This window comes from Paenibacillus sp. FSL R5-0701 (assembly GCF_037973995.1).
In the GTDB taxonomy this organism is placed as follows: domain Bacteria; phylum Bacillota; class Bacilli; order Paenibacillales; family Paenibacillaceae; genus Paenibacillus.
Map to the genome: position 1 here is coordinate 5,853,934 of NZ_CP150230.1, position 26,930 is coordinate 5,880,863.

23 protein-coding genes are annotated in these 26,930 nt (G+C 38.8%); 4 read left to right on the forward strand and 19 right to left on the reverse strand.

Annotation, left to right across the window (positions count from 1 at the left end):
- Nucleotides 1-7: 7 nt before the first annotated feature.
- On the reverse strand, nt 8-205 hold the full coding sequence (locus MKZ13_RS25870) for a hypothetical protein (RefSeq protein ID WP_339179305.1): 198 nt from the start codon (nt 203-205) through the stop codon (nt 8-10).
- A 129-nt stretch (nt 206-334) separates the two neighbouring features.
- Between MKZ13_RS25870 and MKZ13_RS25875 the strand changes: the two genes are divergently transcribed.
- Complete coding sequence (locus tag MKZ13_RS25875) at nt 335-679, forward strand: helix-turn-helix transcriptional regulator (RefSeq protein ID WP_339179307.1); 345 nt, start codon at nt 335-337, stop codon at nt 677-679.
- A 122-nt stretch (nt 680-801) separates the two neighbouring features.
- Here the strand turns inward: MKZ13_RS25875 and MKZ13_RS25880 are convergent, their stop codons facing one another.
- From MKZ13_RS25880 to MKZ13_RS25890, 3 genes are all read right to left on the reverse strand, one after another.
- Entirely contained in the window at nt 802-999 is a 198-nt protein-coding gene (locus MKZ13_RS25880) for a hypothetical protein (RefSeq protein ID WP_339179308.1), read from the reverse strand.
- Between the two features lie 96 nt (nt 1,000-1,095).
- Complete coding sequence (locus MKZ13_RS25885) at nt 1,096-1,623, reverse strand: hypothetical protein (RefSeq protein ID WP_339179309.1); 528 nt, start codon at nt 1,621-1,623, stop codon at nt 1,096-1,098.
- A 792-nt stretch (nt 1,624-2,415) separates the two neighbouring features.
- Complete coding sequence (locus MKZ13_RS25890) at nt 2,416-2,859, reverse strand: hypothetical protein (protein ID WP_339179310.1); 444 nt, start codon at nt 2,857-2,859, stop codon at nt 2,416-2,418.
- A 224-nt stretch (nt 2,860-3,083) separates the two neighbouring features.
- On the opposite strand from MKZ13_RS25890, the gene MKZ13_RS25895 reads away from it, so the two are divergent.
- On the forward strand, nt 3,084-3,797 hold the full coding sequence (locus MKZ13_RS25895; RefSeq protein ID WP_339179312.1) for a hypothetical protein: 714 nt from the start codon (nt 3,084-3,086) through the stop codon (nt 3,795-3,797).
- 18 nt (nt 3,798-3,815) lie between these two features.
- Nucleotides 3,816-4,508 carry a YkyB family protein gene (locus MKZ13_RS25900; protein WP_339179314.1) on the forward strand — a complete coding sequence of 231 codons (693 nt, stop codon included), beginning with the start codon at nt 3,816-3,818 and terminating at the stop codon, nt 4,506-4,508.
- A 205-nt stretch (nt 4,509-4,713) separates the two neighbouring features.
- On the opposite strand, the gene MKZ13_RS25905 is transcribed toward MKZ13_RS25900, so the two are convergent.
- From MKZ13_RS25905 to MKZ13_RS25975, 15 genes are all read right to left on the reverse strand, one after another.
- Nucleotides 4,714-5,868 (reverse strand): hypothetical protein, encoded by a 1,155-nt coding sequence (locus tag MKZ13_RS25905; protein ID WP_339179316.1) that lies wholly within the window; start codon nt 5,866-5,868, stop codon nt 4,714-4,716.
- A gap of 17 nt (nt 5,869-5,885) precedes the next feature.
- Nucleotides 5,886-6,488: a hypothetical protein gene (locus MKZ13_RS25910; RefSeq protein WP_339179317.1), complete on the reverse strand. Its 603-nt coding sequence runs from the start codon at nt 6,486-6,488 to the stop codon at nt 5,886-5,888.
- 850 nt (nt 6,489-7,338) lie between these two features.
- The gene (locus MKZ13_RS25915; protein ID WP_339179318.1) at nt 7,339-8,106 is read right to left on the reverse strand and encodes a ParA family protein; all 768 of its coding nucleotides are present in this window, start codon (nt 8,104-8,106) and stop codon (nt 7,339-7,341) included.
- Nucleotides 8,107-9,087: 981 nt separating this feature from the next.
- The gene (brxL, locus tag MKZ13_RS25920) at nt 9,088-11,142 is read right to left on the reverse strand and encodes a protease Lon-related BREX system protein BrxL (RefSeq protein ID WP_339179319.1); all 2,055 of its coding nucleotides are present in this window, start codon (nt 11,140-11,142) and stop codon (nt 9,088-9,090) included.
- An 18-nt stretch (nt 11,143-11,160) separates the two neighbouring features.
- Nucleotides 11,161-13,719: a BREX-1 system phosphatase PglZ type A gene (pglZ, locus tag MKZ13_RS25925; protein WP_339179321.1), complete on the reverse strand. Its 2,559-nt coding sequence runs from the start codon at nt 13,717-13,719 to the stop codon at nt 11,161-11,163.
- A 191-nt stretch (nt 13,720-13,910) separates the two neighbouring features.
- Nucleotides 13,911-14,501: a hypothetical protein gene (locus MKZ13_RS25930; RefSeq protein WP_339179323.1), complete on the reverse strand. Its 591-nt coding sequence runs from the start codon at nt 14,499-14,501 to the stop codon at nt 13,911-13,913.
- Nucleotides 14,502-14,566: 65 nt separating this feature from the next.
- Nucleotides 14,567-18,094 (reverse strand): BREX-1 system adenine-specific DNA-methyltransferase PglX, encoded by a 3,528-nt coding sequence (gene pglX, locus MKZ13_RS25935; protein ID WP_339179325.1) that lies wholly within the window; start codon nt 18,092-18,094, stop codon nt 14,567-14,569.
- 77 nt (nt 18,095-18,171) lie between these two features.
- Nucleotides 18,172-21,735, reverse strand: a complete 3,564-nt coding sequence (gene brxC / locus MKZ13_RS25940) for a BREX system P-loop protein BrxC (protein ID WP_339185453.1) — start codon at nt 21,733-21,735, stop codon at nt 18,172-18,174.
- A gap of 33 nt (nt 21,736-21,768) precedes the next feature.
- Nucleotides 21,769-22,335, reverse strand: a complete 567-nt coding sequence (locus MKZ13_RS25945) for a DUF1788 domain-containing protein (protein ID WP_339179326.1) — start codon at nt 22,333-22,335, stop codon at nt 21,769-21,771.
- Nucleotides 22,336-22,338: 3 nt separating this feature from the next.
- A complete protein-coding gene (locus MKZ13_RS25950; protein WP_339179328.1) occupies nt 22,339-22,938 on the reverse strand; it encodes a DUF1819 family protein in 600 nt (199 codons plus the stop codon).
- Between the two features lie 3 nt (nt 22,939-22,941).
- The gene (locus MKZ13_RS25955) at nt 22,942-23,232 is read right to left on the reverse strand and encodes a TIGR04540 family protein (RefSeq protein WP_339179331.1); all 291 of its coding nucleotides are present in this window, start codon (nt 23,230-23,232) and stop codon (nt 22,942-22,944) included.
- A gap of 331 nt (nt 23,233-23,563) precedes the next feature.
- Nucleotides 23,564-24,190: a helix-turn-helix domain-containing protein gene (locus tag MKZ13_RS25960; protein ID WP_339179334.1), complete on the reverse strand. Its 627-nt coding sequence runs from the start codon at nt 24,188-24,190 to the stop codon at nt 23,564-23,566.
- Nucleotides 24,191-24,477: 287 nt separating this feature from the next.
- Nucleotides 24,478-25,110 (reverse strand): hypothetical protein, encoded by a 633-nt coding sequence (locus MKZ13_RS25965; protein WP_339179337.1) that lies wholly within the window; start codon nt 25,108-25,110, stop codon nt 24,478-24,480.
- 71 nt (nt 25,111-25,181) lie between these two features.
- Entirely contained in the window at nt 25,182-25,538 is a 357-nt protein-coding gene (locus tag MKZ13_RS25970) for a hypothetical protein (protein WP_056697894.1), read from the reverse strand.
- 10 nt (nt 25,539-25,548) lie between these two features.
- Nucleotides 25,549-26,232 carry a Fic family protein gene (locus MKZ13_RS25975; RefSeq protein WP_339179340.1) on the reverse strand — a complete coding sequence of 228 codons (684 nt, stop codon included), beginning with the start codon at nt 26,230-26,232 and terminating at the stop codon, nt 25,549-25,551.
- A 189-nt stretch (nt 26,233-26,421) separates the two neighbouring features.
- Here MKZ13_RS25975 and MKZ13_RS25980 point away from each other — a divergent pair, with 189 nt between their 5' ends.
- Nucleotides 26,422-26,742 (forward strand): hypothetical protein, encoded by a 321-nt coding sequence (locus MKZ13_RS25980; RefSeq protein ID WP_339179343.1) that lies wholly within the window; start codon nt 26,422-26,424, stop codon nt 26,740-26,742.
- Nucleotides 26,743-26,930 lie beyond the last annotated feature (188 nt).

The following is a 26,930-nucleotide window of genomic DNA, read 5'->3' on the forward strand; positions in this document are numbered from 1 at the left end:
TATGCCTTTATGTCTCCCCATTTTCTCTCTCCTTTGAGTCTTCTTCATGTTTCTCGTAGTGTTTTTGAGAGAAACGTAGAGTTTGCAACAAAATCAATGCATATTCTTGATTTGCGTCATCAAGCGTGCTAAAAAGCGAGTTTAGCTCGGCAATATTTTTTGTCTGCTTATTTTTTGGAGTCAAAAACGCACCTCCACTTCCCAAATTGTGTTATAAACACAATCTACCATTTTTATTCTGTGTTGTAAACACATTATTGAAATATCTTTGTGTTGACTGCTTGGTTTTTGTGTTGTACATTTAGGCTACCTATAATTAATAGGAGGTATGACCATGCATAATAGAATCAAATTGATTCGCGAAGCTTTAAATATGACTCAGAAAAAGTTTGGCGAAAGACTTGGAATTAGCCGAGATGTTGTTGCAAACATTGAATATAATCGGGTTGAAATAAAGGATCTTATGGTTAAGCATATTTGCGAACGATACGGTATTAATGAAAATTGGCTCACCACAGGTGAAGGTGATATGTTTTTAAGCGAGTGGCAATCTAACAAGAAACTTGATGAGGCAATTGCTATTTTCAAAGAATTGCAACCCGAATTTCAAGATTTTGCTCTGGAGCAGATTCGCAAGTTAGCAGACTTGCAGGAAAAGCAAAACGCTGAATCGGATTGACTGCTTTAAAATCAATACCGTTACCTTTCTAACATCAAAAAAAACACTCAGGCATCAATTAGCCTAAGTGTTTAATTTGTTTTTGAAGCAATCGTATTTGACAGTCAACAGAATTCTCCCCCTTATAGTTCAACCTCTTCAATACCGCCCACGATAGTTATCTTTAATATGACGTCCTCCACGTCCATTCTGTCTATTGAAGCTCCTACTACATTCTGTGCCGCAGTATAGAACTCTTGCATCGCAAATGCACCCAATGCAATAACCAAACCAGCAACGATCACCGTCTCAATCGAGACGTATCCTTTTTGGTTTATCATCCATTTTTTCAACATGTTAACTCCCCCTCTCTTCTCGATTTATTGTTAATATAGTAAAAATTCCGTTAATTCATAACGCAAATAGGTTTAATCCTCTCAGTCTATGATTGCTCGAACTGTACCCGATATGGCTTGACTGGAGCTCGCACGCACCAGCTCCTCCAAATAATGAAGAAAACTATTGTAGCTCTCCATCAGTAGTTTGCCTTCAATGAAAATTGCAAACAATGAGGTATCAACCCGAGCCGTCTGCCATGGCGATATCTCTATATTATCGTGCACATTATTGTGCTGGAAAAAGCGGGATTCCTTTTCTTTCGCCAGCTCAATAATTTCATCAAGCGATTTCCTTTTTTCAATTTCTGAAAGAAGTTCAGAAAAATCTTCCGCATAACTCTGATCGTAAAGAGAGAACTGCTCACTCAAGAACATATGCAACTGCTCTTGCACAACCGATTCCTTGATGATAAAGGAGACATTCTCCTCTGATTCCTCGAAATCAAAGAGTTCCAAATCAACCAATTTGCCAAGTTCATTTTTGATTTTCTCAATCGTTGTTTTCTCAATTTCTTTTTTTCTGATCAGCATTTGATGACAAATTCCCATTTGCAGATATTGTCCCATGTTAATACTCCTCCTCTTACTGCGATTTTAAAACAGCATTGTTTTGAATAGGTAGCCAGAGGCGATGCCGATGACAACCATTAAAAGACCAGCAATCAATTCGGTAATCAAGTTCTGGATGAAGCTTCTCTAAAATTTTGTTGAGTATGAATTGCATCCTATCCAACTCCTTATTTCAATGATGTTGCGTTCATAACGACATTAAAAAAAGGGTCAGCCTATTTTTGGCTAACCCTCAGAGATACACGCTATTAATTTATGACATTTTGATAATACCCACATCGTATTCCACCTCGTTTGATATTGTTTTGAGCATAATAGTACAGCTAAACTCAGTGGTCGTCAACCAAAATTTGGAACCCGTTACCTTGTAAACGGTATAGCATTGTCTCGTGCAATAGAGCACCATCGGTGCTACAATCATTTTCAATTACCGAGAGGATATGTCAGAGCATCTGAAAAATATTGAGATCTATGGGATGGCAGTAAGTGATTTTAATGTTAGCACTTTTGACTCGGTTAAATTGCTTCATCGGAGAAGTGGTTTGGAACAAATTTTGACGAGCTTAATCTGAAAGAGCGGCTGAAATTGATGAGTTATGATGTGCCACTGATTGAAATGCGAAAAAAAACGTCTGAGCATATTGCAGTGGTTTATAACTTTTCGCTTTCTGAGGAGCGGTTCGACCAATGGTGGTGGCATTTAGACAAATTGGCGAGCGGCGAGATCGGTCTTCGATTAAATCCTGAAAGTACATAAGACTTAGCTGAGGCAAGAGTTGTTCTCCGAAGTCAACTGAGTGTGAGAATTTCTTTTAATTGTATTAGATCTTCTTCTTGCGGATACTTCGATCCGAAGAAGTACGAATAAAATCCCCATGCCGTCTGGACATCCTCCATCGAAACAGATAACAGCTCTGCTTGTTGCTTGAAACTGTCATAAACTTCAGGTTTGTTAGCCATTAACACTAAAATCTTCGGTAACAGTGACAGTGGCGTATCTTGAACCACGTTCTTCTCGGTTAGTAAAAATCCTCCGTTGTTTACCTTCAAGAGTCCGTATCTCAGCAGGAATCCTAACTTCTTGCATGTTCCTGTATATGACAACCCATATAACTTAGTTATTTCTTTTTTCGTCAATCTACAGATACTATCTTTGTCTGTATTATCCTCAATGATTTTGAGCAATTTCTCATAGCCAGCTATTGTGTCACGAATCTTTTGTACGCCATCCATTACCTTCCCTCCCACTTTCCCTCTGCTGAATCAGCCTGACCCATTATTGCTATTATATCAGCATGAAATAAAAATAAGGGGATGGCTTTCTTCATTTACATTAAAGTGGAAAAACAAAGACTTTTTTTTTGGACAGGTGCAACCGAATGCCATATTCATCGTTTAATAGGTCAAAAGCAAATTCGAAAAGTAAAAATAAACATTTAAAAGGGGGCTGGTATGGCGTGAAGACATTAACTACTGTTGAAGGATGGGTTTCAAATAGCTCTGAAATTCAGGGGAAATATCGGAATGAGCAGGGAATTGGACTTTCTGGTTTCTATCGGAGAGATTACAAAGAAACTTCTGATATGGTGGTCATGGGTAATGGACACTCCATGCTGAGGTATAAATATCCCAAGGTTTCGAATATCCCGTTTTATTCTCCTATGGTCCGTTGGCACAATTTGTTCTTTTGTGGCGGATATTCAATCAGGTTTCCAAACGGAGAGCGAACTGACACCTATGATCGCCTATTTGATGCCATTAGGACTGGATTGAAACCAACTGGCTTTTGGCCATTAACATCAGAAGAATTGGAAGAAACTCTTCATAAAGTGAAGCAGACTGATTTGGTATGGAAAGTGTCCGATAACAGTCATCCGAACTTTCAGTATGAAATCGGCGTGGCAAACAAAGGCAAGATGAGGGATCATTTCGATCTGAACAAATTGATTGAATCATACCAGCTCTTTAGTAAAAAACTCGGCTACGATCTTCTAAGCAAAGACCATGAGGAGATTATTCTGAACCATGGAAACTTGGAATTGGTGTGGTTCCTCGAAGGATTTGACTACGGAAGTCCGAGCAAGAAAACATTTGATGACGTACTGACAGGATTAATTTTGGGATATCCCATCGAATCAACGGTGGCATATCTCACTGATCGCATCAATTAAGCTAAGGGGATGAGTACAATGATTGCGGCAATTGAAAAACAAAGATTTACCCGTTGGTTACAAGTTCCTGAGCATTTGAAGACGAAAACCCAATTAAAAGAGCTTGGATTGAAGCCACTCGACGAATCCGACTTCCAGGCAACGATAAAAGTACGCCAACACGGTGCTATGCGAGAATTTGATTTATATGATATTTCGATGACACGTCCAATAAAAAGAAGAAGAATCAATATTGACAGCATCGAAATAGCACCTGAGACGATTGCGGAATCATTGTACGTAATCAACAAGTCGGCAAAGAAAAGTAGAGATACCAAAGAATCAAACTACTTTATGGGCAACCATGATATCGTCGGCAGATCTAAGACACGGCAAAACAACTTGTATGCCCTAAAGGACAGGGTGCTGAAAAGTTGTATCGCCAAAGGAGTGGCAGAGATCGTTGGATATCATATTCATAAAATCGAATGGATGGATACGAAACAGGTTAAAAAAATTCATCTACTATTGATAGCTATGGCTGATTATACCTTCCATCTTCCAGCGTCGAAAAAACAAGTCAAAAATCTTGAATTCTTAGGTGAAATCGATAAAATATCCGCCGAACAAACAAGAAAAACAAATATCAAATTTGAACAAGCGGTGGAGTTGTTGAATAAATACCTGAAGGATCGAAAGCAATCATTTAATGATTTCAAATCTACTGAATAAGTTATCGTCTGAAAGCAGTGTAAAAGCCTCTCCTTAAAAGAGAGGTTTTTTTCATGAATTGTTATATAAAAGTTAAGCACATGTGCTTAACCGTTGTGAACAATTCACACGTCATGCATACTACATATGCAAACTATTCTTATCAACGCACAAAAACTTCGCATAGAGCGAACCTTTATCCTATCTGTTTATTTGATTAATACCATTAACGCCTTACAAGATTAGCATGCTTGATCCCATCGAGATATTCATCGGTGATGTTATAATCCACAAAATGCACCTCAATTTTTTCTTGCATCGATCGATAAACATGCCATTTCTCCAAAATATGAGATAATCGCGAATTCCTACGCTCTTTTGAAACAAAGTCGATAGTTGCCGATTCAGCTTGTGTCTTTAGATAATTTGAGGCATACTCATCAATGGATACGACACCAACCTTCAGCTCAATCTCATCCTGGAAATAACGGGTGAACATATGATGCATACAAGCGATATGTGTGGCTACCTTATATACATTTGATCTGTTAAAAATGTCGAAAATGAGTACCGTGATTTTAACCTGCCCCTTGTCGATCCTGATCTGTGCGACATACGCATTGAACGCGAGCATTGTATCAATTGTATAATTATCAATCTTCTCTTCCTTGCTTAAATCCTGGCTTCGCTTAGCAATGTTATCAATGCGATTCATTGAGGACACTTCAGGAAGATAGAGTCGCCCCCTCCCTTTCCCGTCCGATGCTTTCGATCCTTTCCTCAATCCCTGTCCCATTCTCTGCTTGATTTTCTGCATTTTATCGATATCTTGCTCAACCGAAAGCATATCTAAATACTTTTGTAGAGTTGCTTCATTTTTCATTTTTCCCAAAAAGGACAGCCCCTGATTCTTGTTATGCAAAATTGTACTGTGGTCACGTTCCAATAGATCAATGATTGTTCCAAGCGTTACCCTTGTACACTCCTTTTGAATGCGTGGGATAACTTTGTTCAAAATATATTGGTTTTTAAAAATGCTGACCAAAATCCTTTCATTCCCAATAGCTTTCTTGACTGATGCAACACTGTAGCTGTCAGGCTTTTCCTCCAAAAAACGGATGCCATATTTTCGCATCACAAGCATATGGAGTTGGGTTTTCTTGCCGTAAGCGTTAAACGACTCTTTTCTAAAAATATCGGCAGCTACAAGTTCTATTATGGAGCTGTAAAAAGCTGAGTAGCTTTTTGCTATGCCCATCATTTGAGCATAGTGATACAATTGCTTCATCAACATGACTTTGTTTCCAAAGCTATATATAATCTCGAGATAGATTCTATATTTCTCGCAAACTGCTTGTTTATTAGTATTTGATATAGTCATTATTTCGTTTCCTCCTTTCAAACTCTAATTGTTTCGTATTGACATCCAATCATGCTGACGAATGTTTCTTTTGATCTCATTTCATCAATGCCATACGAATTTGTGAGAATTTCCACCCCCACCTCTTTGCCCTCAGCATTGCTATATAAGCCATCTGGCATTGATATTAGTTTCTCTTTGAGCATATCTTGGTACAATTTTGCTTCTACCTCGTTGCCTTCTTCTCGTATATTTGAAATTCGATCTTCAAATTCTTTATGAATTAGAGTTTCCGTTTTCCAGCTTTCTCGCGACTCTTCTGATAAGCTGAAATATTTTTCTGCTATCGCAAGGTCGTGTATCGGGCTTTGAGCATGGTATGCATAACTCAAAGCCCACAGACGAGCGGCAGTTTCACGTCCAAGCTTACTAAGCTTAAAACAATACTCACTTTTCCCTTTTCTTTTGTACGCGACTTTCTGAACAAGACCGTCTCGTATAAGGTTTTGTATACGTCTATCGGCTAAGCCGCAAGTGTGGAGATGATCGGAAGAGACATGACCGACGTTGTGCATTGCCGTAAATGCGAGCCGATCTCGGTTGAAAAATTGGGTAACGAGTGGTTTGCTTCTTCTTGCCATTTGTAATGCACCTCCTTTTGATGAGTGAATAATTTGTTCGTTGGCAATGTTTATTTGACCATCGTAGATGGTCAGTGTGGCATTTGCGTCTCGGAGAGACGATTGTCGCGACGTACTTTCGCGGCAACATGCTTTGTTGACTCATCAGAAGATGAGGCAATGCCTTTTTGTGTTTCGCAGAAACACTTGTCCCATTGGCAAATGGGGCAACGGCTTTTCCCAAGGGGCGAGTTTCCATGGCTCCGTTTTGCAGGGAGTGCCGTAGGCCGAGCGGTCGGCGATAGCCGAGCACAACGGGGCTTGGTGGTTCTTAGCGAGCTGATTTTCCGTAGGAAAAAGGCGAGGTTAGAACCCACCCATTGAAACGAAGCCCCTTATCCCGTAGATGATAACATTATAGATTTTGAAGAAGGAATTATAACCTTCTCTCGATTAATGCAAAAAAGGCTCCACGCCTTTGGGCGTAGGAGCCTCTTCTCGCTCGCGAGAAACGTGGTTTTCATGTTGTTGATGCTGTGCGACAACCCATGTTTTAATTGCAAATGCATGTCCAATTAGATTGTTAGATTGGGCATGAAGAATTATTAGAGTAGTTGACACACCAACACTGGACCAACCTATCTTATTCATCCAACTCATTTCATCCGATTCCTGATTTGTCAGCGAGATAGTTTATTATCCGTATTTTGATCTTCCCTCTTCCACTTTAAACAAGTACAACTGTGGTCAGGGTTTAATAAAAGTTCTAACGCCATTTTTGATATTTCAAGTTGATCTCGCCCGATTAACGTAGTCTTCATATCATACTTAGTATTTTTCTGAGGCTTTTTTCTATTCACTTTTACCATAACTAAATTCCATTTTTTCGTGTCTTCAATAGTCGGAGAATTAGTTCATCATAGACAGCCTTAAAAGCCGTATCAACTTGTACTTTTTTTATAGAATTGGAGTCAATATTCGAAAAAAGAGGTGAATTATGAAAAATGCTATTCCAGCAGTATTCAGGATGTCGCCTATACACTTCTCGGTTGTAAAATATGTGAGAAGCTTCAATATCGTTAAATCGTGTCCTTAAAATGCCACCAACCCTTAATTCGGGGTTAAATTCGTCTTGTACATACTTGATTTTATTCAGCCAGCTTTTGATTAGTTGGAGTTTGTTAGGAGAGTACGTCATGACTGCGAAATCGGAGATAGACAATGACAGGTTTAACACTTCTTTGGAAGACGTACTGGGAGTATCTATAACGACAAAATCATAATATGCCGTCTTTGCCTGATTTAGCAGTTCTTTCATTGCAAAAACGACCTCTGGTGTTTTATAGCCTTGAATATAAAACTTGGATGGAGAGGAGCAAATCCACTGATCGCCAGGAATAATGTGAAGATTTTCGTCGATGGAAACAATATATGAAGTAACATTGCCAATCTCTAATACATCACAAATCGTTCCTCTCACCGTATTATCCTGCAATAACACTTCTGTAAAGTTGCATTGTCCACATAAGTCAAGCGCCAGCACTTTATAATTGGCACTTAATAAGTGTGCAAACATGCAGGCAATCGTTGTCTTGCCAGAGCCGCCAATTGTACTACTAATGCTGATCGTGATGGTCATGGTTCACTCACCCCCTGTTTTGAGGGTAATCTTAGCTTAAACGCTCGAAAAAAGTCAATATCAAAATAAAAATTATAATTTTATCACAAATTAGCAACAAAAGTAAATAAGAACTTATCACACATTGTATGAAACATGTTCATACATCCTCATATATGTTATGAACATGTTATGAACATCCTCACACATATTCGGTAACATGTTCATAACTCTTATGAATTTGTTACGCACCCCTACATATAAAGAAGCCGATCAACAACCAGATAGACTATCTGAGCATTGTTGTCGGCAATGAAGGTTGTTTGCATATTGGAATTTGAAATATAGTCAACTGGGCATGGCTTTTGTTAACGTCCTTATAATTCCATGTCACATAATCCTGAGCGGTTTCCCTTGCCTTATCCAAGTCAATCTCCTTGTCTATTTTAAGGATTCCCACAACATCTAACCCCCCTCTTCTGGACAGCAGATTTCAGATGAAGATGTCGATCTATCTATCACTCCTCTACTAAAATCTCGCATATAAAAGGAAAGTACCGAAGAATCGCCTAATTAGGACGAAAACTCGGTACTTCTTTTTGATTCCCCTTCCTTTCTCCATATTCATTCCTTAATATCGGATTAAATAGCGAGTGAGGATGAAAAGGGAGATTTGTGTTTTTACTGCTTTTTTACCAACCTCCCCTTCCAACGACCTAACAACTTTCATTTTTAGTCGATTTCACGGACATGGAACTGATCATAGACTGACATCTCAATCATTTTCCTTGTTATTTCAGCCTTACTGTACCCCATGGTTTCCCCAAACTCTTCTGATTTACCATCAACTAAATAGATGGACTGTAATCGGTATATCGTCTCCCCTTTGTCTAACCAAATATCAAAACACTTTTCCTTCCCTTCTGAGTGGGTATAGGTAATGGTGTAAGCAGAACCATATCCAGCTCGGTAATGATGCTATGTATCTTATCCTCCGTAAGCTTATCCAACTCCCAGAGCTTTAAACACAGCATCAGTCGGATCCGAGTAAAATACAGGCTGGACCTTTATCAACAGGTCAGCAGGAACCGTTTGAAAATCTACTACAGAGGAGGCAGGAATCAGAACTTTCTTCGCTCCTGCATCCACACAAACCTGAAGCGTATTTGCAAACTCATCGACCTTTGCAATAGTTCCACCAACCGTCATGTTACCGAGCACAACCATACTATCCTGAACGGGACGTTCCAATGCACCAGAACATAATCCGATCAATTCAGCTATAGCGAGTTCATCCGTCAAACCAATCCCTTGCAAATCACTAATATACATCAAATAATCCTTGGTCTTCGTGCTAATCGAGCCGCTGATACTCTTACTGTTTGAAGTGAAGTATCGGAAGGCGGTATCCAGGCTCTCTTTCACTCCTCGATGGGATCCGACACCCGATTTCTCAAACTTCCCTGTCCCCGAAACGACTTGGTTCTCCAATTTGTAAACCCCGATCATGCCAGAATCTCCATGACCAACCGTATATACATGTCCTGGTTTGCCCATTCCTTCAGGGATCAACTTTCCACCGCCTTGTTCTGGCACTGACACATATTCTTCGCTCATTGTTTCCTTATCGATATAAGAGAAATGGACATCGTAAAACTCCATCCCGCCTATCTTTTTGAGCTGTTCCTTGACCCTTCTTCTTCCTTCGAGAGCATACTTCAAGATCTCCTCGATGTCGTCTCTCGTATACTCCCCGTCTGGATACAGAAGCTTCACTAACCCTGATACCGTTTTACGCACTGCAATAACATCACGTTGATTCAGGTTATTACCCAGCCTAAAATACCGATCCAAAGCATCCGCAAACGAACGCTTCCGCATTTCTCTAAAGTATTCAGCCATGTAATCGACGATGAAGCCATACTTATCTGTGAAGAAGTCAGGTCGCATCTTCGGTACTTCCCAGCCTGGGAGGTAGTAATGCATCCGATCAAAGAATGCAGAATCATTCGCCATTGCTTCAGGGAACGGTGCAAATAGATGGGATGTCTTGATCAGTGAATCAAGACTTTGGTTGATGTTCCCTACAAATACCATGGAAGCAGAAGCCGCCTTCTCTTCTCTTCCCCGTGCAAATGATCCCGATGCCATGTAATCCTTCATGATCTGTATACCATCTTTGTCCTTAAAGGTTATACCCGCTACTTCATCGAATGCCACCGCATCGTACATTCCAACAAGTCCTACTTTTTTCGAAGACATGTTGTAAAAAAGGTTAGCAACCGTCGATTGTCCACCAGAGACAAGAATCGAGTTAGGCGATATCTCTTTATACACATGTGATTTACCAGTCCCCCGTGGACCCAGTTCACACATGTTATAGTTGTTTTCAACAAGTGGTACAAGTCGAAGTAGTAGATGCCACTTCACTCTGTCCTCAAGTTGTGTAGGCTCCATACCTGTAGAGCGAATAAGTACATCGATCCATTCTTCTTTCGTAAAGCTCTTCCTGCCCTCAAACACCTCGTTCAGATCCATGTTCGGCATTTGAATCGGCTTCAAGCTACTGATGCTGAACGGATTGCTGTTCTTGACCTCTTCATCAAAGAAGTATTCCATTTTCAGCATACACCAGATCCCGCCTGCCAAGAGCTTGTCGTACTCTTTGACATAGTTCGGCGATATCGGAACCCCTTTTAGTCCCAAGTTAGAGAACTCTGCTACATAGGAATCGATCTTCTCATTAAGCGTTACCGTTATCTTATCGATAACGGAATATTGACCGAGTTCCCGAATTCTCGATTTTACCTTCTCCGCTTCATCTGGTCTAACAAAATTCTCTGAGAGGATCTTCTTTACCCGTTGAATCCCTTCTTGAATGTTGTCTTCATCATCTGTAGCGGCATACATACCAAGAAGATATTCAAGAACATAAACAGGGACATTTGCCCCCTCTTTCATTAGCTTTGTCAGGTCTTTACGAACAACCCTGCCTGAAAAGACATCATTCAGTTTCCTATCTAAATCGATCGTTTGTCCTTCGCTTATTGACTCCATTCGTTCCTCTCCTTTCCTCTAAAAATCGAAGTCACTAACTATGCCTAAATTGATTATGAACTGCGTTTTTTCTATGACGATATTGGTCTCAATGTCTTTTGTAATGAGGTAATAGTTATTATTCTTATCATATGGTATCGACTTTAACGCAAAGCGAAGCTTAAATGTACGCTCGTCTGGCTTATCTGATGTTCGATCACAGATGACGAGTTCCTCATTACTAATCACGCTTTCGGCATCATCCACCATGTAGATCTTAACCGTTCGAGGAACCCGCTTGTCCTCCACTTTCTCCGTCTGGAAGAAGGTAAGGTTGAACAGGCTATTCGTGATCTTTGTGGTGGTATTTGTGAGCTTTACATCCACTTTCTGGATTTCACGACTGTTCTTTTGCCCAGCTCGAATGTTCTTAAATTGTATGAGTGGCACAACGATCTCTTGAAGACTGGCTCCCCCATGAACAAAATTAGCACCAGCACCTTGAATTTTAAAACGAATAGTCGCCTTCGGAACATAAGTGGTGATTTTATGCTCATTCTTAATTAGACTATCCATGTTGATATCAAGGAGACCGCTTCGTTCTCCATTTTCTTGTGAGAAAAGATGTCTCCGTTTGACCTCAAACGCTTGAATACCTTCCTTTTCAATCTTGTCACTCTCTTCCAATGCATCACGTTGATAAACAAAGCCATGATCCGCAGTGATGAAAATGTTTGTACCGCTCAAATCATCCTTGATGATTTTAACTATATCGTACAATTCATCAATAGCTTTCTCAGCCGCTGTGAACGTATAAACCTCGGTCGAAGCCTTATCTCCCGTTGCATCAATGCTGTCGTGATAAATATATACCAGTTTCTTACCCTTGAAAGTTTCCCTGCGACCAGCCTTATTCATGTTTTTCAGCTCTTGATAGTGAATGGCGGTACTATCAGCTACTGCTCCTTGTAGGATATCAATTCGATTATCTATCCCACTGGAGGATTTCCCATTCACCAATACTTTTCCACTTAGATCGATCTCCAAATTCTTATGCGGAAGAAGTGATGCCATTCCCATCTTGGTTACAGAAGGTACGACTCCTAACAATGGCTGAATTTCACAAGCTCCTGTCGTCTCCGAGTTTAGCTTGTCCGCCAGCTCCGCCGCTATCTCATAGCGAAGTGCATCAGAAATGATAACAAATACCCGATCACCATTATAGATTTTTGGTGAAACAAAACTTCGATAGAAATCCTTCTGGCTTTGTATACCTGGAAGTGCCCAGTTTGATTTTAACTCATCATGCACAGCGGCAGACCAATGCGAGCTTAATTCGCTCATATACCAGTTCGTATACAAGTTTTCGACCATCACTTTGAGCTTCTTTAAGATCTCGCTGTTCGATTCACTGTCGTAAGCGAAATAGAACTTTCTGTAGTACATATCCATGTTGTGGTAGTCATTCACATATGCTCGGTACATATCCACCGCTTGCGTTTTTGGAATGCCCATACTGTACTTTTTATGGAATTCAAACATCTTTACGGTGTAATACAAGGCTTCATAAATGAATTGATACCGCTCATAGTAATGCTTCGCTCTCCGTAAATTAATCAACTTCGTGTATGCATCATAATCCTCCAACCGATCTTCCAAGCTGTTGGCGATATAGATGATAATTGCTCGATCAAAATACGGGAATGTATCCGCCGCTTTGAATTCCTCAACAGGGATCTGGTTTACGATATCTGAAAGCTTAATTTCCTTCTCGGCGATTCCAGCATACTGGTCATAGGTATGATAATCCGTTTTATGATGCATCCAATGGTCGATAAATACCAAGGCATTTGATTTGTTCCGAGTTGCGATGTGATTTTTGATCTGTGAAAGTCGCTCTTCATTCACCGCATGGCTTAGTGCAGTGACGGTCAAGTGAATAAACAACGTTTTCAGTGATTTTTGATTTGGCTCATAGCCATACCGTTCGGCTACTGCATTCCAGAACACATCTAATCCGACATACTTCGCAATCGAATCCAAGTGTTTATTTTCATTGTCATCAAGTGAATTCATTAGAATAACCTTGAGCACATCCTCAAAGTCGGGAGTCTTGAGATTGCACAATGCACTCATCATCACCAGCTCAATCGATTCTTCATTAAACGCCGACACCTCGAACCCTTTGAATTTCTTAACCCGATCCTTACTCCCAAAGAATTTCTCGTATTTCTTCACTGCACTCCGAAGTGAAGGATCGATGCTCAATTCATTCATAATGAGGGATATTTTGTCCGCATAGAACGTCTTTGAAAATAGAATCGTATCCAACAACCAATTGTCTTCCATGCTCATGTCCAGGTTGGAATAGATCAGATAGTTCGAAGAAGGGTCCTCTTCTTCGAGCATCACCTTCGTATAGAAGTTATTCGATTCAGTCAAGGTATGCACCTTGATTCCCTCAATACTAATCTCATGTATATATTCAGTAAATTCCTGGTCTTTATCGAACCAGAAGATAATTTTCCGATGTTCGCCCTCATTGAGCGGCTGAAGAAAAGCTTCTTGCAGTGCCCTTGCAACTTCATCCATATTCATTATTTATCAACACCTTTTTTCATCGGGATAAACACAGGGATATACCATGATGAACTGGCATATCCCCATTGTACCTAATATATTTGATTAGAGTGAGTAAGCCTTCAAATGAATTCGTCTAATCAATTATCATCATTTTGCAATCAACCAATACCCAGATTCGGTTTTATCTAAGTGTACAAGTCTACTCATCAAAATACGTCAGTACGGAAACAACGAGTTAACAAATCATCATTTATTATCAAGTATTCTCTTTTGATAACCAAATTAAGATCGACTAAATATCTATATATCTTATTGAATTGCGACTTATGTGTATTAATGTTTCTTTCACCGATTCCTTTTTCATATAATTTAACCCATTCATTAAAGCACTTGCTTATTCTATCATATTTGGACTCTGCAATAAGTAACAACATTTCTAAAAAACCAAAATGATCCTCAAGATAACCTCTACAAATATATGCTATATCGTTGTTTTCTAAATATTTCTTAGACATATTAGTCAATCTAACAGTATCATCGATAATCATTAATATATTAACTCTCTCTAATGTTGGTAATATTGTGTTAACAGTATTTCGAGATAGCCTATAATCTGAAATTACAATCTCCTTAAAGGAAGCACTATCTATGTTGTGATTCATTTCCACTATTTTCATAAAAATGGAGATGGTTTCACTTAAAGTGCGTCCTATTTTGGGGAGATTCTGAACAGATTTATATCTATCCACCAGATCATCTAATTGTTCATTAATTAGTTTTACAATTTCATTAGCCATCTAATCACCATACTCAAGTGTATTTCTATATATATATTTTCAACTCAAGTAAGATATGTCTAATATTATTTAATTGGAGCGAGTAAGCCTTCAAATTTAGCATAATTCACAGCCACCCCATCATCCAGATCAATCTCGATCTGCATGTCGGCCAGGTGATGAAGCCTTTCGTCATATGCCCGTAATTCTTCGATCTTTAAGTTGAGCGACTTTAACTCTTTTTTTGCATTGGCGATTTCTTTGGCAGTTCCATCTCCATTAATAATGTCAAGAAGCGACTTCTCCTCAGCGTCCATTCGAATTTGAAGCTCATGTAGATAATCTGTTCTAATTCTTGATAGTGTTGTCTTGTCGTAACGATGCATGTATATTAAGCAATTAAATGCTCTTTGTTTGCCAGACGTGAAAACCCAATATATCGGGCTTTTGCTAAATACTTGAACGTGGTCTTTGAAAAATTCACTTATAAAATATTTTCTCAAACATTCCTTATCAGTTTCTCCTTCTTTCCTATAGAGAGAGTCAGCAATAAACCGTAGATTTTCGATTAACATTTTCTCACCAAAAGCAATTTGAATAAAGTTATCGAACCTGGAAATAATATCATCCTCGAAGTAACCCCCTGATACTATAGGAATGATATTATCTTCTACTGGAACATAGCTCTGATACTTCTTAATATCAAATTTACCTCCAGCAAATATTACTCCCTTTTCATCTAAAGAGTACCTACCAAACATACATCCCACTGCAAATGAAATGAATGACTTAACATCCTTTTCTCTACTTGGAATGTTAACGGTAATATCATCTTCACTGCATTCGCTTGTTATGGCAGTTTGAAGCCCATAAGTATCCACAAAAATTCTATTTAACTCTTCTTGCTTTTCTTTTATTCTATTAAACTCAGACAATGAATACGATGACCATTCCTTATATGCATCTTCAATACTGCTTGAACCATTCTTATGTTTTAATAATGGATGAATGGTAAAGTCCCATGAAATTTCATGCGAGTCCCAATCCCACTTGGATATTTCAATGCATTTCTTACAATTATCTATGACTTGATTGATTTCTTTCGGTATTACAGCGGGTATAGACATAATCTTGTTTAACTTAAAATCCAATGTAGGTGCTAAAGCAAGTAAGTAGTACTGTGCTACCGTTGTATTTAATAGTGCCAGTATTGTGTATAACTCAGAAGTACTATTGAAAAATCCCATTGCTCCTTTTGTATCAAACATATATCCGCGTGGAGAATACCTCGCTCCGAATCTTGCAGAACTTATTGTTGGGAAAGTTATACCTTCTTTAAAAGCGTAATTACCGTTATAGTTATGAGAACGTATCCTGCCAGTCTCAGGGTCTATATTATTCTTGATCTCTACTCCATCGTTTTCCCAATTAACAACTTTCGTTAGATTCCCGTACCATTTTCTATATGCCCCTCCCTTTTGATAAGGGAACCATTTTTTCTTTGAGTTCAACGATTCCGAATTATCTCTTATACCGAAACCGATTTTATCTATAGAGACCTCATACCATTCTCTTAAAAACCTATCATTGTCTGCTGTTGTCATACCTTCACGAGTTGTAGTGTACTCCGAGACTTTCGTCCCTTCAAAAAGCTTAATGGCAGACTCTTGTACCCAATATACAATTAAATTGCCTGGTACTCTTTTAAACACTTCTGAATTCGTCGAATATCTATAGTCTGAATTAGGATTTCTAACCGCCTCAACGACTTTAATAGGTTGAATTTTTGCACCGATAAAATCCGACAACCTTACATACTGACCACTTATATTTAACTTGTTATTTCTTAGTGTAAAGGTACAGATGGGCACTGTAGCATCCTCAAATGCTGAATATTCGAGTTGAATTAAACTGCTAATATCACAATTATTTACTATTTTCTTTCTAAGTTCTTCATAGGCAGATATGAACATCCAGACGAATGGTGTCATAAATCCTAAATGCCCTATGGTGGTTACCTTGCAAATACAAGTCTCAATAAAAGCAGAAAATAAATCCGACTTTGTATTTGGGTAGTTACTTTTCACAAAGTTAGATAGCTCTCCATTCATGTAATTATTCCCCATATAAGGTGGGTTTGTGACCAATATATCATACTTACTACTCATCAGTTCAGCCTGTTTAAGCATTTGTGGGAGAATCTTAATAATTTTACTTCTTGAGTATTCCTCAAATATATCCTCAACGGGATTAACCATTATAAAGTTCAATCGTTCTTCAAGGAAATCTCTGTCGTACTTCTCAACTTTTATAAGAGATCCAAAGGTCTTAGCACTCTTAAATTGATCAAAAAATGCCTTTACTTTTTCGAAATTAGTTCCTTGACTTTCTCCAACTAAATAAGCGATATCGTTCTCATCAATTAAATTCGACTCTTGAATTGATGCTAAATTTATATTTAACCCTTCCCGCTCGATATTTTTAAAGAATCTACTATTATATTGCATTGCTTTCATAACAACAGAAAAACATGCCAATTGATACGCCCGATCATCAATATCCACACCATAAAGGTTATTTTCAATAATTAATCTTGGAATTTCCCTTTCCATATATCCGCACTTGATATATATATCGAATAGAGCATCAAACATATACACAAGTATATGCCCACTACCCATAGCGGGATCAAAACACTTAATATCCTCTACTTTTAGTTCTTTGTTTAAATAGCGGATCAACTCTTCTTCGAAATCTTCTTCGGGATTCGGATTTTCGAGATAGAATTCCCATTTTTCAATTATATCCCTATGTTCTGGATGTGACTCCACCCAATAACGTCCAAGAGTATTTTGTACCATGTAACGTACAATCCAGTCAGGAGTAAACAACTGAGTTGCATAAGGAATTTCCTCAGTCTTATATTTTTTCTTGGCTTTGATTACCCGATCTTTTTCATCAGCTATATAATACTGGTATAACCATCCAATAATCTCGACCTGTTCCCATTCCGACTCAGAAATAACTTCTATATCCCTCATTTCACGAAGAAATGAATCTTTGGCTAACAATCCTTCTGGAAAAAGAATCTCTTTATAGTCATCAATTGTTTCAAACATAAAAGGAAGAATTTTATTCAAGCTATTGCATTGCTTAATTAGTAAATATTTAAAAAGTTCCTCAGTTTTGTTGTTTAGCTTCAACTCATAAACCAATTCTTTATCAATATCCAAATCAACATTCAATGCTTCTTTAATAATATCAGGCTCAGAGCTATCAGAATTGCTGGAGGACAACACTCTTACCTTTGTTGGGAGATAGTTATTTACCTCCATAAACCTCAGTGCAGTAAATCGATTGAAAAAGGTATAGGAAACCTCCTCCACTACCTGTGCAAATCCGATTTCTTTGATTCGGGATATTAGCTTCTCCCGTTGTTTTTTTTCCGTTACAGAAAGCTGTTTTCCATCAATATAAATAACATCCGAGCTTTCGAATTGAGCTTTCTTAATGTTTTCTTCCGTAATCCCTATTTTAAAAGCCTTAGCTTTGACTTTCTCAATCAGTTCTTTACGAGCATTCGTCGCAAAGTTTTTCAATGCTGTCTTATTCATGAGAGCTTTTCACCAACCTATATTGGAATGTGTATATAATCGTTAAGTGCCGTGACCTTAGACCACGGCACACTGTACTAATCAATAAACTCAATTTGTTTGTTGCTCTTAATAATCTTTTTCAGTTTTGCCGACAATGTGTCCAGCAACATATCCACTTCTGCTTCTGTACGCAGAGTCTTAGTAGCAAGCAGATCATTCACTTTTATTCGTTCTCTCTGAGAAACAGGCTTTACTATAACTTGAGGTTTATCCCCTCCGCCAGTTCCTATAACTCCTGTACCTGGCGGTTCCACTTGTTGCTTCTCTTCGAACTCACGAATTTCACGATTAATAATGATTTCTTGTTTGTCTTTGAAAGCAGTGCTTTGTGTTATTGTTGCATCTACCTTAAAAATATCGACAAGCTCATCCATTCCGTTGAACAAATTTTCATAATAGGACTGGATTCGTTTTTTCGTTTCCTCAGATACACCGTCTTCATTAGCACGTAGCGTGAGGTGATTAATATCCAATTGAATAACACTTTTCGCCGCTATTTTCTTTTCTTGAAGCACTGTCTGAATTTGCTCATCGATTCTATTCACAAGCTCAGGAATATCCTTGATTTTGCGATATGGCTGTACTTCTGTTAGAATCTCTTGCAGTATATCTGCATGATCCTTTATTTCGTTCCCCGATAAGTAAACATCGTTTTCTTTATATTTCTCAATTGCCCGAAGACCTTTGTCAAAAATATCTTTTTGAGAAGCAAAAAAACTCCGAATATACGTTACGTCCTCTTCCCAATCCAATATGCTGTCTTCTAAATCACGTAGCTTGGTGAAAAAGGATACATTGTCTAATCCCTTTGTAAACTCGCCGAAGTATTCAAGACCTTTGTCCAAAAGACTGCCACCAGGATATTTTCTTCCCTCATAGCGGCTCTTGAGTGCTTTTATCTCCATTACTTGCTGATCAATAAGATGACGAATATCCTTAATCAGACCATCTTCATCGTCTGCCACATCTGTTTTATTAAATACCTGCTTACAAATGTTTTTAGCTACTTTCAATAATGCTTCATCAACGATGACTCGTTTCACTATAATTACTCGATCAACGTCACTTGCTTTGGTCAAAGCATTAACGGTATTACCGTCTTCAGGTTCCAAATATTCGGAGTTAAGCCTCAAGCGAACTCGCTGTTCTTTCATCAACTCTGCAATTAACCCAGATATGTCGAGGTCCTTCCAACCAAATGGTTTATCCTTATAGCGATCCAGGATTGTTTTCACACGCACTTGTTTCTGAAGGCTATCCTGCAAGCTGATGAATTCCATAACTTCCTTCACAGCCAACTCATTTGCATTCGAAACTCCACCATCAATGGTCAGTTGCTCATTATTTCTTCTCAAAATCGAGATGAGATCCTTTTCTGAGTCCAAGAAGTTCTTCACATATCCAAGTTTCGTATACACATTTTCGACCAATGAAAGGAATCCAGCGTTAATTCGCTCTTTCACCGTCGAACCCTTGATCTCCGCTTTATTACCATTGATGAAGAATGCACCGCCCTTGATCGCCTCTTCCAGCATATCCCGTACCCGACGCTTACGATCTCTTGCTTCTGCTTGTTTGTTATTCAGGATGTTCTGAATACTCTCTGGAAGCTGAGTCGGATTTTTCTTCTTCCGATATTCCTCGATCTTGAGGACTTCTTCCATTTCCTCAACGTATGCTTCGTTTGCACCCAACTTCAAGATCATTTCTCCTGTACCCGACGACATAAGCATCAGCTCTTGTTCGGATTTGGCATAGTGATCTGAAAGCGGCGAGAGAATATTGATTCCGATGCTCGATGTCTGATTACCGATGTTCTTCTCATCCATCTTCTGATTATAAGAGAACTGGTATTGTGCCGAATAACGGTATCTTTTGTCATCATACAGGTCTTGATAGATGTAATTAGCAAGCTCTCTCTTGATGACATCCTCTTCAATCTTCATTCCCTTGATCTCACGGTTAATATCCTGCTCATCATCCGTCAAGAATAGGTAGAACTCGCCATTTTTCTGAATGAGCGTTTGGGTAATCAGCTTTCGGAGAGCAACCTTGATTTTCTCCTTCAAAGCCAGCTTATCCTCATCGATTTGTGTAACCATAAGCGTAGCAATATTATCGATATTGGCAGGAAGCTCCTTGATATATTTGATCATGAACAGCACTTTCAGCAGTTCCATGTTAAATTCATCATCACGTAAGACAGGATTTTCATATGCACCCTCAATAACCCTTGCGATGGAAGGGGTTAGGAACTCTTTAATCGTTTCGTAGAATGCGTAAAAAGGAATAAGTGTGCCTTCCTCCGAATCTTTGAACCGCAAGCCTGCCTCTTTGAAAGCAGAAAGCATGGAACGCTCCCCTTCAGACAAGTGCTTACCTGAACTACCGTGTTTACGCACTTGCTCGAATACATTCTGGAGGAGTTTGAACTGATATGGAAGAAACGGATAAACATCAACAAACTCCAGATCATTTTCAAAGCCACGCAAATCCGCCGTGCTATCCTTAAAGCTCATCAGGTTCTTGAGCGTAGCACTCTTCTCATGGTGGAGTAGTTTCAATTTATCAGCAACATGTTCCTTCTTATCAAGAATCCGCTTTTTTATTACCTCATCAACCGATATGGAGGAGAGTGACAATCTCGTATCGAATCGCCCTTGGATACGGGAAAAGTCATCGCCCTTTACTTTCACAATGCTGTCGATGCTTTCCTGCGATGTAACCATGATCCATACTTTACCCTGACAGTGGGTTCCAAGGTCTTCTGCCAGCGTTTGTAGGTTTAGCATTAATTGGCGGCTATCGCCTATGTACTGGCCAATCTCGTCTACCAGAAAGATCAAGTGGAAATTACTACCTTTTTGAGCAATGTACTCCTTTACATCCTTCGAGAATTTTTCAATGCTGATTTCAAAGTTATTCACACCATTCTCGAACCAGTTTCGAGCAGTATCTTCGGACATCGAAGTAACCTTTGTCAATGCTCCGATCACATAATCAGCGTCAAAATAGAAGGTGTTTCTACGGTCAACCCACTCTTCACCTGCCGCCTCTTTAAACTCACGCTTAAAGTCCTCATACACACCTTCTTTGGTCAGGTACTTTTCCATCTCTGCCACACCAGGGATATCACCATAAAAACCCATATGCTCGTAGAAGACTTTTGTGAATACACGGAGGATGGCATCCTCTTTAGACTTGTTATCCAATGAGCTTTTCGAATCAATATTGAACAGGATAACCTCTGTTTCCACGTTAGAAGTTCTTTTCATATTAGCGAGAACAATTGGATCTTGAATTTTATCGGCAAAAAAATCGATTGCACGTTTATCTTTCGCCTTCTTGTTTTCAAGCAAGTAAGCAAGTATCTTTAAAAAATGTGATTTACCCGAACCAAAAAAGCCCGAAATCCAAACGCCCATTTTATCTGTATTTCCATCGATGCCTTGCTGATAATTCTCATAAAACTTAGATAAGTGCTTATTGAGTTCCCGTGTTACGACATACTCATCGAGTTCCTGATAAATGTTATTTTCATCGGTCTGAGCGACCTTAATTACGCCTTTAATACTACGTTCAATGTCTTTCACGAACATGTCTTTGATTAACACAAGTCTTCCCCCTCTGGTTTAATCCACTAAACGGAATGCTCTATAATAATTGTCGTCTTTAAAACGATCGAATAAGCGCAATGTAAGTCCATCATACTTTCCTGGAAAGAACATAATCACAGGAGTCTTGTCCAAAACTTCCTGAAGGTTGTTCAATATATTGTGGGAACGTACAAATGGATATACCTTACCTACACCTGTGATGAGTACGACATTATGATCCTGCATCTGATCCTTGATCTTTTGCAGAAATATTTCAGGCTTTGCAAAGTTAGCCATCGCTTTAAACAAGGCATCCTTGCCCTGTTTTTCTTCCATTTGAGGAATTCGGTCATATATCCGTTTCTCTTTGGCAATCTCAATGAGCATCTTATGTAAATCGAACTCAATGAGTTTGCGTCCAGAACCTTCGTGACTGAACTCCTTCAATACGTGAGGGATATAATCTCGAACCAGCAGTTCGTTCTCAGGCTCGTAATCAAACACATAGAAGCTAATTTCGTTTCCCAAGCCTCTGCCCTCAATGAACTTATCTTCCCTGATCTTCGGTATTATTTTATCAAGCCTACTTTTAATATTCGCCATACGCTATACCTCACCCATTGCTCGAACATAAGCAATGTCTCCGATTTGAATCAAGTGCTGTTTCAATTGCTCATCCATCATAGGTCTGCTTAATTCACCAGACTTCTTGTCCTTCAGGAGTCCTGAATCATGTATAACCTTTACATATACTTGCTTCAGTCTGGTAATCGTTTGTTCTGTCCAAGCCGCCACCCCAGCATTTTGCTCAGCCTTTGAAGCAATATACAAATTGAGGTCTTTCTTCTCCAACAGATAATTGTCAGCATTAAACTTTTCTTGGATAACTTCAGTCATAAATTCAAAGAAGAGCCTGTCCGTTTTCATAATGGCATACAAATTGATGATCTTCCCTGACTCTAATGAATGCTCCAAAACCATATGACAGAGTGCTTCATCGAGTACGCCTGCTCTTCGCAATACCGATGGCAGACTTCTTGTAATACTTGATTTGACCTGATATTGAAATAGATTTTCCTCTGCTACCTTTTTTTTTATTTGCGATTCCGTTAATCCCAGTATTTTAAGTCCTACGACCTGCTTTAATTCATAAAATAGGAACGATGCACCAGTTATCGTTACACTATAACCTAATTCTATAGTCATGGATTATCTCCCTGCTTTTACGCCAATAGTATTTTGTTCCTTCATCATTCCAGTCAGCAATAGTACCCGTTCGACAACTTCCAGTCGTCGTTTCCCGCATTGTTGTTTGAGTATAGTTGTAAACTGTTCATGTTTTAAAATCTTGTTCGGATTGTTTATGTAAATATTCGATATATACTGCATTAGCGAGTCTTCGCTTACGCTATTATCCCAATAAGCATTAACAATCTCGTTTAACGCCGTGGCGAGTTCCCTCTGGGTTTTATAGAAAAGCTTCAGTTCCAAATTAACCACCTCGCACAAATCTGCTTATACTTTATTATTACTCCACTCTTACTTTTTTATTATACAAGATCACCTCAAAAAGAAAAACCGCTTGTTCAGCGGTTTAGGTTAACACTATTTCCCAAATACAATTCGAGTCCCATTACCTTTAGCACCTTCTCAAGAATATTGACCAACTATCTTATCGTATCATCCAATTTATCCTGCGGATAATGCATACTCCTTTGTCATTCCTTCTTCATTAACATTGGATATATACTTGTTCGAAGTTCTAAAAAGTATATATTGTAGCACCCAAGCAGTTCGTATCTTAAATATTCTCTTTCATTTACTGAACTTATTAGGTTTCACATTGATGGACTTTACCCTGTCCATCAATGAATATTGCCGTTATCCCTGTCCGCTTCTTCGCTAACAATGGAAGTCTATTCCAAAGATTCCGAAACTGCTTCACGTCGGGTAACGCAATGCTATACTTTGCATTCGGGTCATCCATTCGTTGAAGCGTTTCTGCCAGGACTCCCAAAAAGTAATTTACGTTCATTGCACTTAATGACCCTAACCCTTTGACTTCCAAAATCCATCGCTCTGTTCCTCGAATCGCATTGATATCGATCCCAGGCGTTCTCCCCCATGCAATCTGCGTTTCCCATCCATCAGCATGCAAATAATCCTTCAATATCTGCTTGAGATGATCTTCTTTGAACACTGCGGAAGCCTCGGTCGTATGCTTTACCTGAACGAATGAAGGTGGTTGAATGTGCACGCCCTGAACGACTATGTAATTGCCAATCAGCCCATCTCTACGATTAACCCGCCTAATGATTCCTTTGCTCACTAATGCTCTACATATCTGGTTTACTGCCTGTTGTGGTTCGTTCACACCTAAAATAGCATTAGTAATCTCGCGATCAGTTAAGCCGTCCTTGTCTTTCAGATAGCTGATTATTTTGTCCTTTAAAGTCATGTTCCAACTCCCCTCCCTGCGTTGTATTATAGGCTACTTCCGTTATCTGCGTAAGTAATTGGAGCATTGTGATTGATGAATGTGATTCATATTGTGAATTAGTTTGTGGTTAACTAAAGATTTTAAACTAAGTTCCCCTCGCCTTAACTACAACCGAATTGAAGCTTACCATAACCATTCTGTCTCCAAACACAAAAACACCGCAGACCCAACTCGTTAGTAGAATTTGTCTGCGGTGGTTCAGCAAATTTGTACGACTTTTGTTTTTATTCATATACATTCGCTAACTATAATGCAATGCCTCGTTCGGGTTCTTGATTTGTGATTCTCAGGATTTCCTCACCAAACTTCTTTTTCAGATCAGCAATTTGCTCATCCGTTAGCAGTGCTTCAACCTCAATTACTTCATCAACAGGATTATAACTGACAGTTAAAGCTCTGCCTTTTTCAACTATGGATTCAACGTCCGCCCTAACTTCATTAGCAGTATCACTCAGAAGTTTCGGGCTATACTTCGCTTTTTTGAATATTACTTTATCTCCAAGCTTTTCTTCAAGCTCCTTGCGAAAAGCATTCATTTCTATTGCATTCTCTTGATAAAAGAGGAACACAACCTTAGAGTTATCATTATCGAAATAGCTGGTTGCTTGCTCAAAGAATACATCCCCATTCGAATCATTCGGAAAATGCACCTTCATGACTTCCTCAATAACAGGAATAACGTCACCTTGGAACGTGACGACTGGGTCCTCAACATATTTTACCTTTGAATTTTTGTCTGCTACGTTACTACATGCAGTTACGATTAGCAAGCAAAGGCACAAACACATTATTTTCTTATGAATCAAGTCATCCACACCCATCTGCTCAAATACATTCCGTCGATGATACAGACGCAAACTAATTTTAAATGTTCCCATTTTTAAAATTCTAATTTTTGGATATCAGAATCTGTTATAGAGCTTAGCCCTGATATAACCCTTATCCTTACTCACTTTTTATAATACAGCGAAAATACATCCAAAATCTGCTCCAGTCCATCCAGCGCCTCTTGAGCCAGCGCACTTCTTTCTGTTTGAGCAGGCGGAGATGGTGACAAATTAGGCATATGCGTTACTTTCAAGAGATCTTCCTCCATGAAATTAAATCTCTGATTGATTTGCAAAATATACGTGTTATATGTCGATAGAGCCAAATTCTCTCCACTCTTTAGCAATAATTGATCAATCGCTGGTCGAGGAACATCTGTTAATTTTGATAGCGTTTGCTTCGAATACCCTTTTTTACGCATAAATGCTTTCAAATTATCAGCAACGTTTTGCTGATAATTGTAATAGTTTACTCCCATACTTATCCCACTACTCCTTGGAAAGTGAATTTAAGAATGCATTGTAGCGTTGCCGATCTTTATTAATATTTTCCGTAGCATATACTGTAAAACCCTCTGTGTCTTGCTTATCAAGAAATTGAAAATACTTATGCTTTTGATCTTTAAGAATCACAAGGGGTACAACTCGATTTTTCAACAGAAGATGCATCATAATTAATCGACCCGTTCGTCCATTACCATCTTTATATGGATGGATTCGCTCGAACGCAATGTGACTGGAGCAGATTGAAAGAATGATATCATCAGATGACTTCGCCTTTTGAATGCGATTGTTCAGATTTAGAAGCCACTGATCCATAAGCAAAGGCGTTTCTTTGGGAGAAGCTGTAGGGAATGTCGCTCCTACAATTACATTCTCGTGAGACTTGAAATGCCCCTTCTCATGATCAAGTCTATCCATCAGAAGAGAATGAACATCATGAATCAAGGATATCGTAAGTTCTTGATTAATACTCTCTATGATATAGTTGAAAGCTATCCGATGATTTTCTAATTCGTAAAATTCGCGTACAGATACTTTGCCTGGAATCATTTGATAAAGTAGGATGGAAACAGTTTCGCTAAGCGTAATTGTGTTATTCTCAATCGCACAAGAATGATGTGTCATACGCACTAAGAGGTCGTCCAAATAATCTTTCGGAAGATGCATCATTTATCACCCGTTCCTAAAAAGCTTGGAGATTTGTTTGATATGAACATACACAAGCATATTAATTTCGTCAATAAAAACTGGATGGTGTTGCAATTGTAACCACATTAAAAATAAATCCAACTCCATCTTGCTTTATGCTCAAAATAGGATTATACATGGTATAACGATCAGACGGAGGGGTGAAAACGATTGGAGAAGTTGACCGATCTTGAAAGCTTAACAAAGGAATTTATATTTGCCATAAAGTCAGTGAAAAATACAGACAAGTCAGGAGAGTCGAGTTCGAAGGAGATTCAGAGGGCAATGATTATTTTTATCGACGATACCATGCTATATGTTACTGAACATCTCAAAAAGGGTTATTGGTATGATTGGGTTTCAAAAGACGGAAGATTGCTGTTTCATCACGATCCTGAAAGTACAACTCAAAACTTCTACCATCGGGATCTGTATTCAATAGTAAGGGGAATTGTTACTTTTCATCTCTTGATAGGTGAAAGCCATGAGTAGTGATTCAAATCAGTATTGGATAAATTTGGTGAACTGCACTGGTTAACCACTCTTTGAAGGTTGCATAAAAGTCTTTTCGCAAATGCTTTTTATTGAACCCTATATCTTTAGAGTCTAATTGCATAATACTTATCAGATGAACGCCTTGAACAACCCTATAGTTGCGTGCAATGCAACCATAGCGTAGG

What these genes read in the sequence shown, in the direction of transcription:
- MKZ13_RS25875 (WP_339179307.1), top strand. Translation starts at nt 335, where the DNA reads ATGCATAATAGAATCAAATTGATTCGCGAAGCTTTAAATATGACTCAG.
- MKZ13_RS25880 (WP_339179308.1), bottom strand. Translation starts at nt 999, where the DNA reads ATGATAAACCAAAAAGGATACGTCTCGATTGAGACGGTGATCGTTGCT.
- MKZ13_RS25885 (WP_339179309.1), bottom strand. Translation starts at nt 1,623, where the DNA reads ATGGGACAATATCTGCAAATGGGAATTTGTCATCAAATGCTGATCAGA.
- MKZ13_RS25890 (WP_339179310.1), bottom strand. Translation starts at nt 2,859, where the DNA reads ATGGATGGCGTACAAAAGATTCGTGACACAATAGCTGGCTATGAGAAA.
- MKZ13_RS25900 (WP_339179314.1), top strand. Translation starts at nt 3,816, where the DNA reads ATGATTGCGGCAATTGAAAAACAAAGATTTACCCGTTGGTTACAAGTT.
- MKZ13_RS25905 (WP_339179316.1), bottom strand. Translation starts at nt 5,868, where the DNA reads ATGACTATATCAAATACTAATAAACAAGCAGTTTGCGAGAAATATAGA.
- MKZ13_RS25910 (WP_339179317.1), bottom strand. Translation starts at nt 6,488, where the DNA reads ATGGCAAGAAGAAGCAAACCACTCGTTACCCAATTTTTCAACCGAGAT.
- MKZ13_RS25915 (WP_339179318.1), bottom strand. Translation starts at nt 8,106, where the DNA reads ATGACCATCACGATCAGCATTAGTAGTACAATTGGCGGCTCTGGCAAG.
- brxL (WP_339179319.1), bottom strand. Translation starts at nt 11,142, where the DNA reads ATGGAGTCAATAAGCGAAGGACAAACGATCGATTTAGATAGGAAACTG.
- pglZ (WP_339179321.1), bottom strand. Translation starts at nt 13,719, where the DNA reads ATGAATATGGATGAAGTTGCAAGGGCACTGCAAGAAGCTTTTCTTCAG.
- MKZ13_RS25930 (WP_339179323.1), bottom strand. Translation starts at nt 14,501, where the DNA reads ATGGCTAATGAAATTGTAAAACTAATTAATGAACAATTAGATGATCTG.
- pglX (WP_339179325.1), bottom strand. Translation starts at nt 18,094, where the DNA reads ATGAATAAGACAGCATTGAAAAACTTTGCGACGAATGCTCGTAAAGAA.
- brxC (WP_339185453.1), bottom strand. Translation starts at nt 21,735, where the DNA reads ATGTTCGTGAAAGACATTGAACGTAGTATTAAAGGCGTAATTAAGGTC.
- MKZ13_RS25945 (WP_339179326.1), bottom strand. Translation starts at nt 22,335, where the DNA reads ATGGCGAATATTAAAAGTAGGCTTGATAAAATAATACCGAAGATCAGG.
- MKZ13_RS25950 (WP_339179328.1), bottom strand. Translation starts at nt 22,938, where the DNA reads ATGACTATAGAATTAGGTTATAGTGTAACGATAACTGGTGCATCGTTC.
- MKZ13_RS25960 (WP_339179334.1), bottom strand. Translation starts at nt 24,190, where the DNA reads ATGACTTTAAAGGACAAAATAATCAGCTATCTGAAAGACAAGGACGGC.
- MKZ13_RS25965 (WP_339179337.1), bottom strand. Translation starts at nt 25,110, where the DNA reads ATGGGAACATTTAAAATTAGTTTGCGTCTGTATCATCGACGGAATGTA.
- MKZ13_RS25970 (WP_056697894.1), bottom strand. Translation starts at nt 25,538, where the DNA reads ATGGGAGTAAACTATTACAATTATCAGCAAAACGTTGCTGATAATTTG.
- MKZ13_RS25975 (WP_339179340.1), bottom strand. Translation starts at nt 26,232, where the DNA reads ATGATGCATCTTCCGAAAGATTATTTGGACGACCTCTTAGTGCGTATG.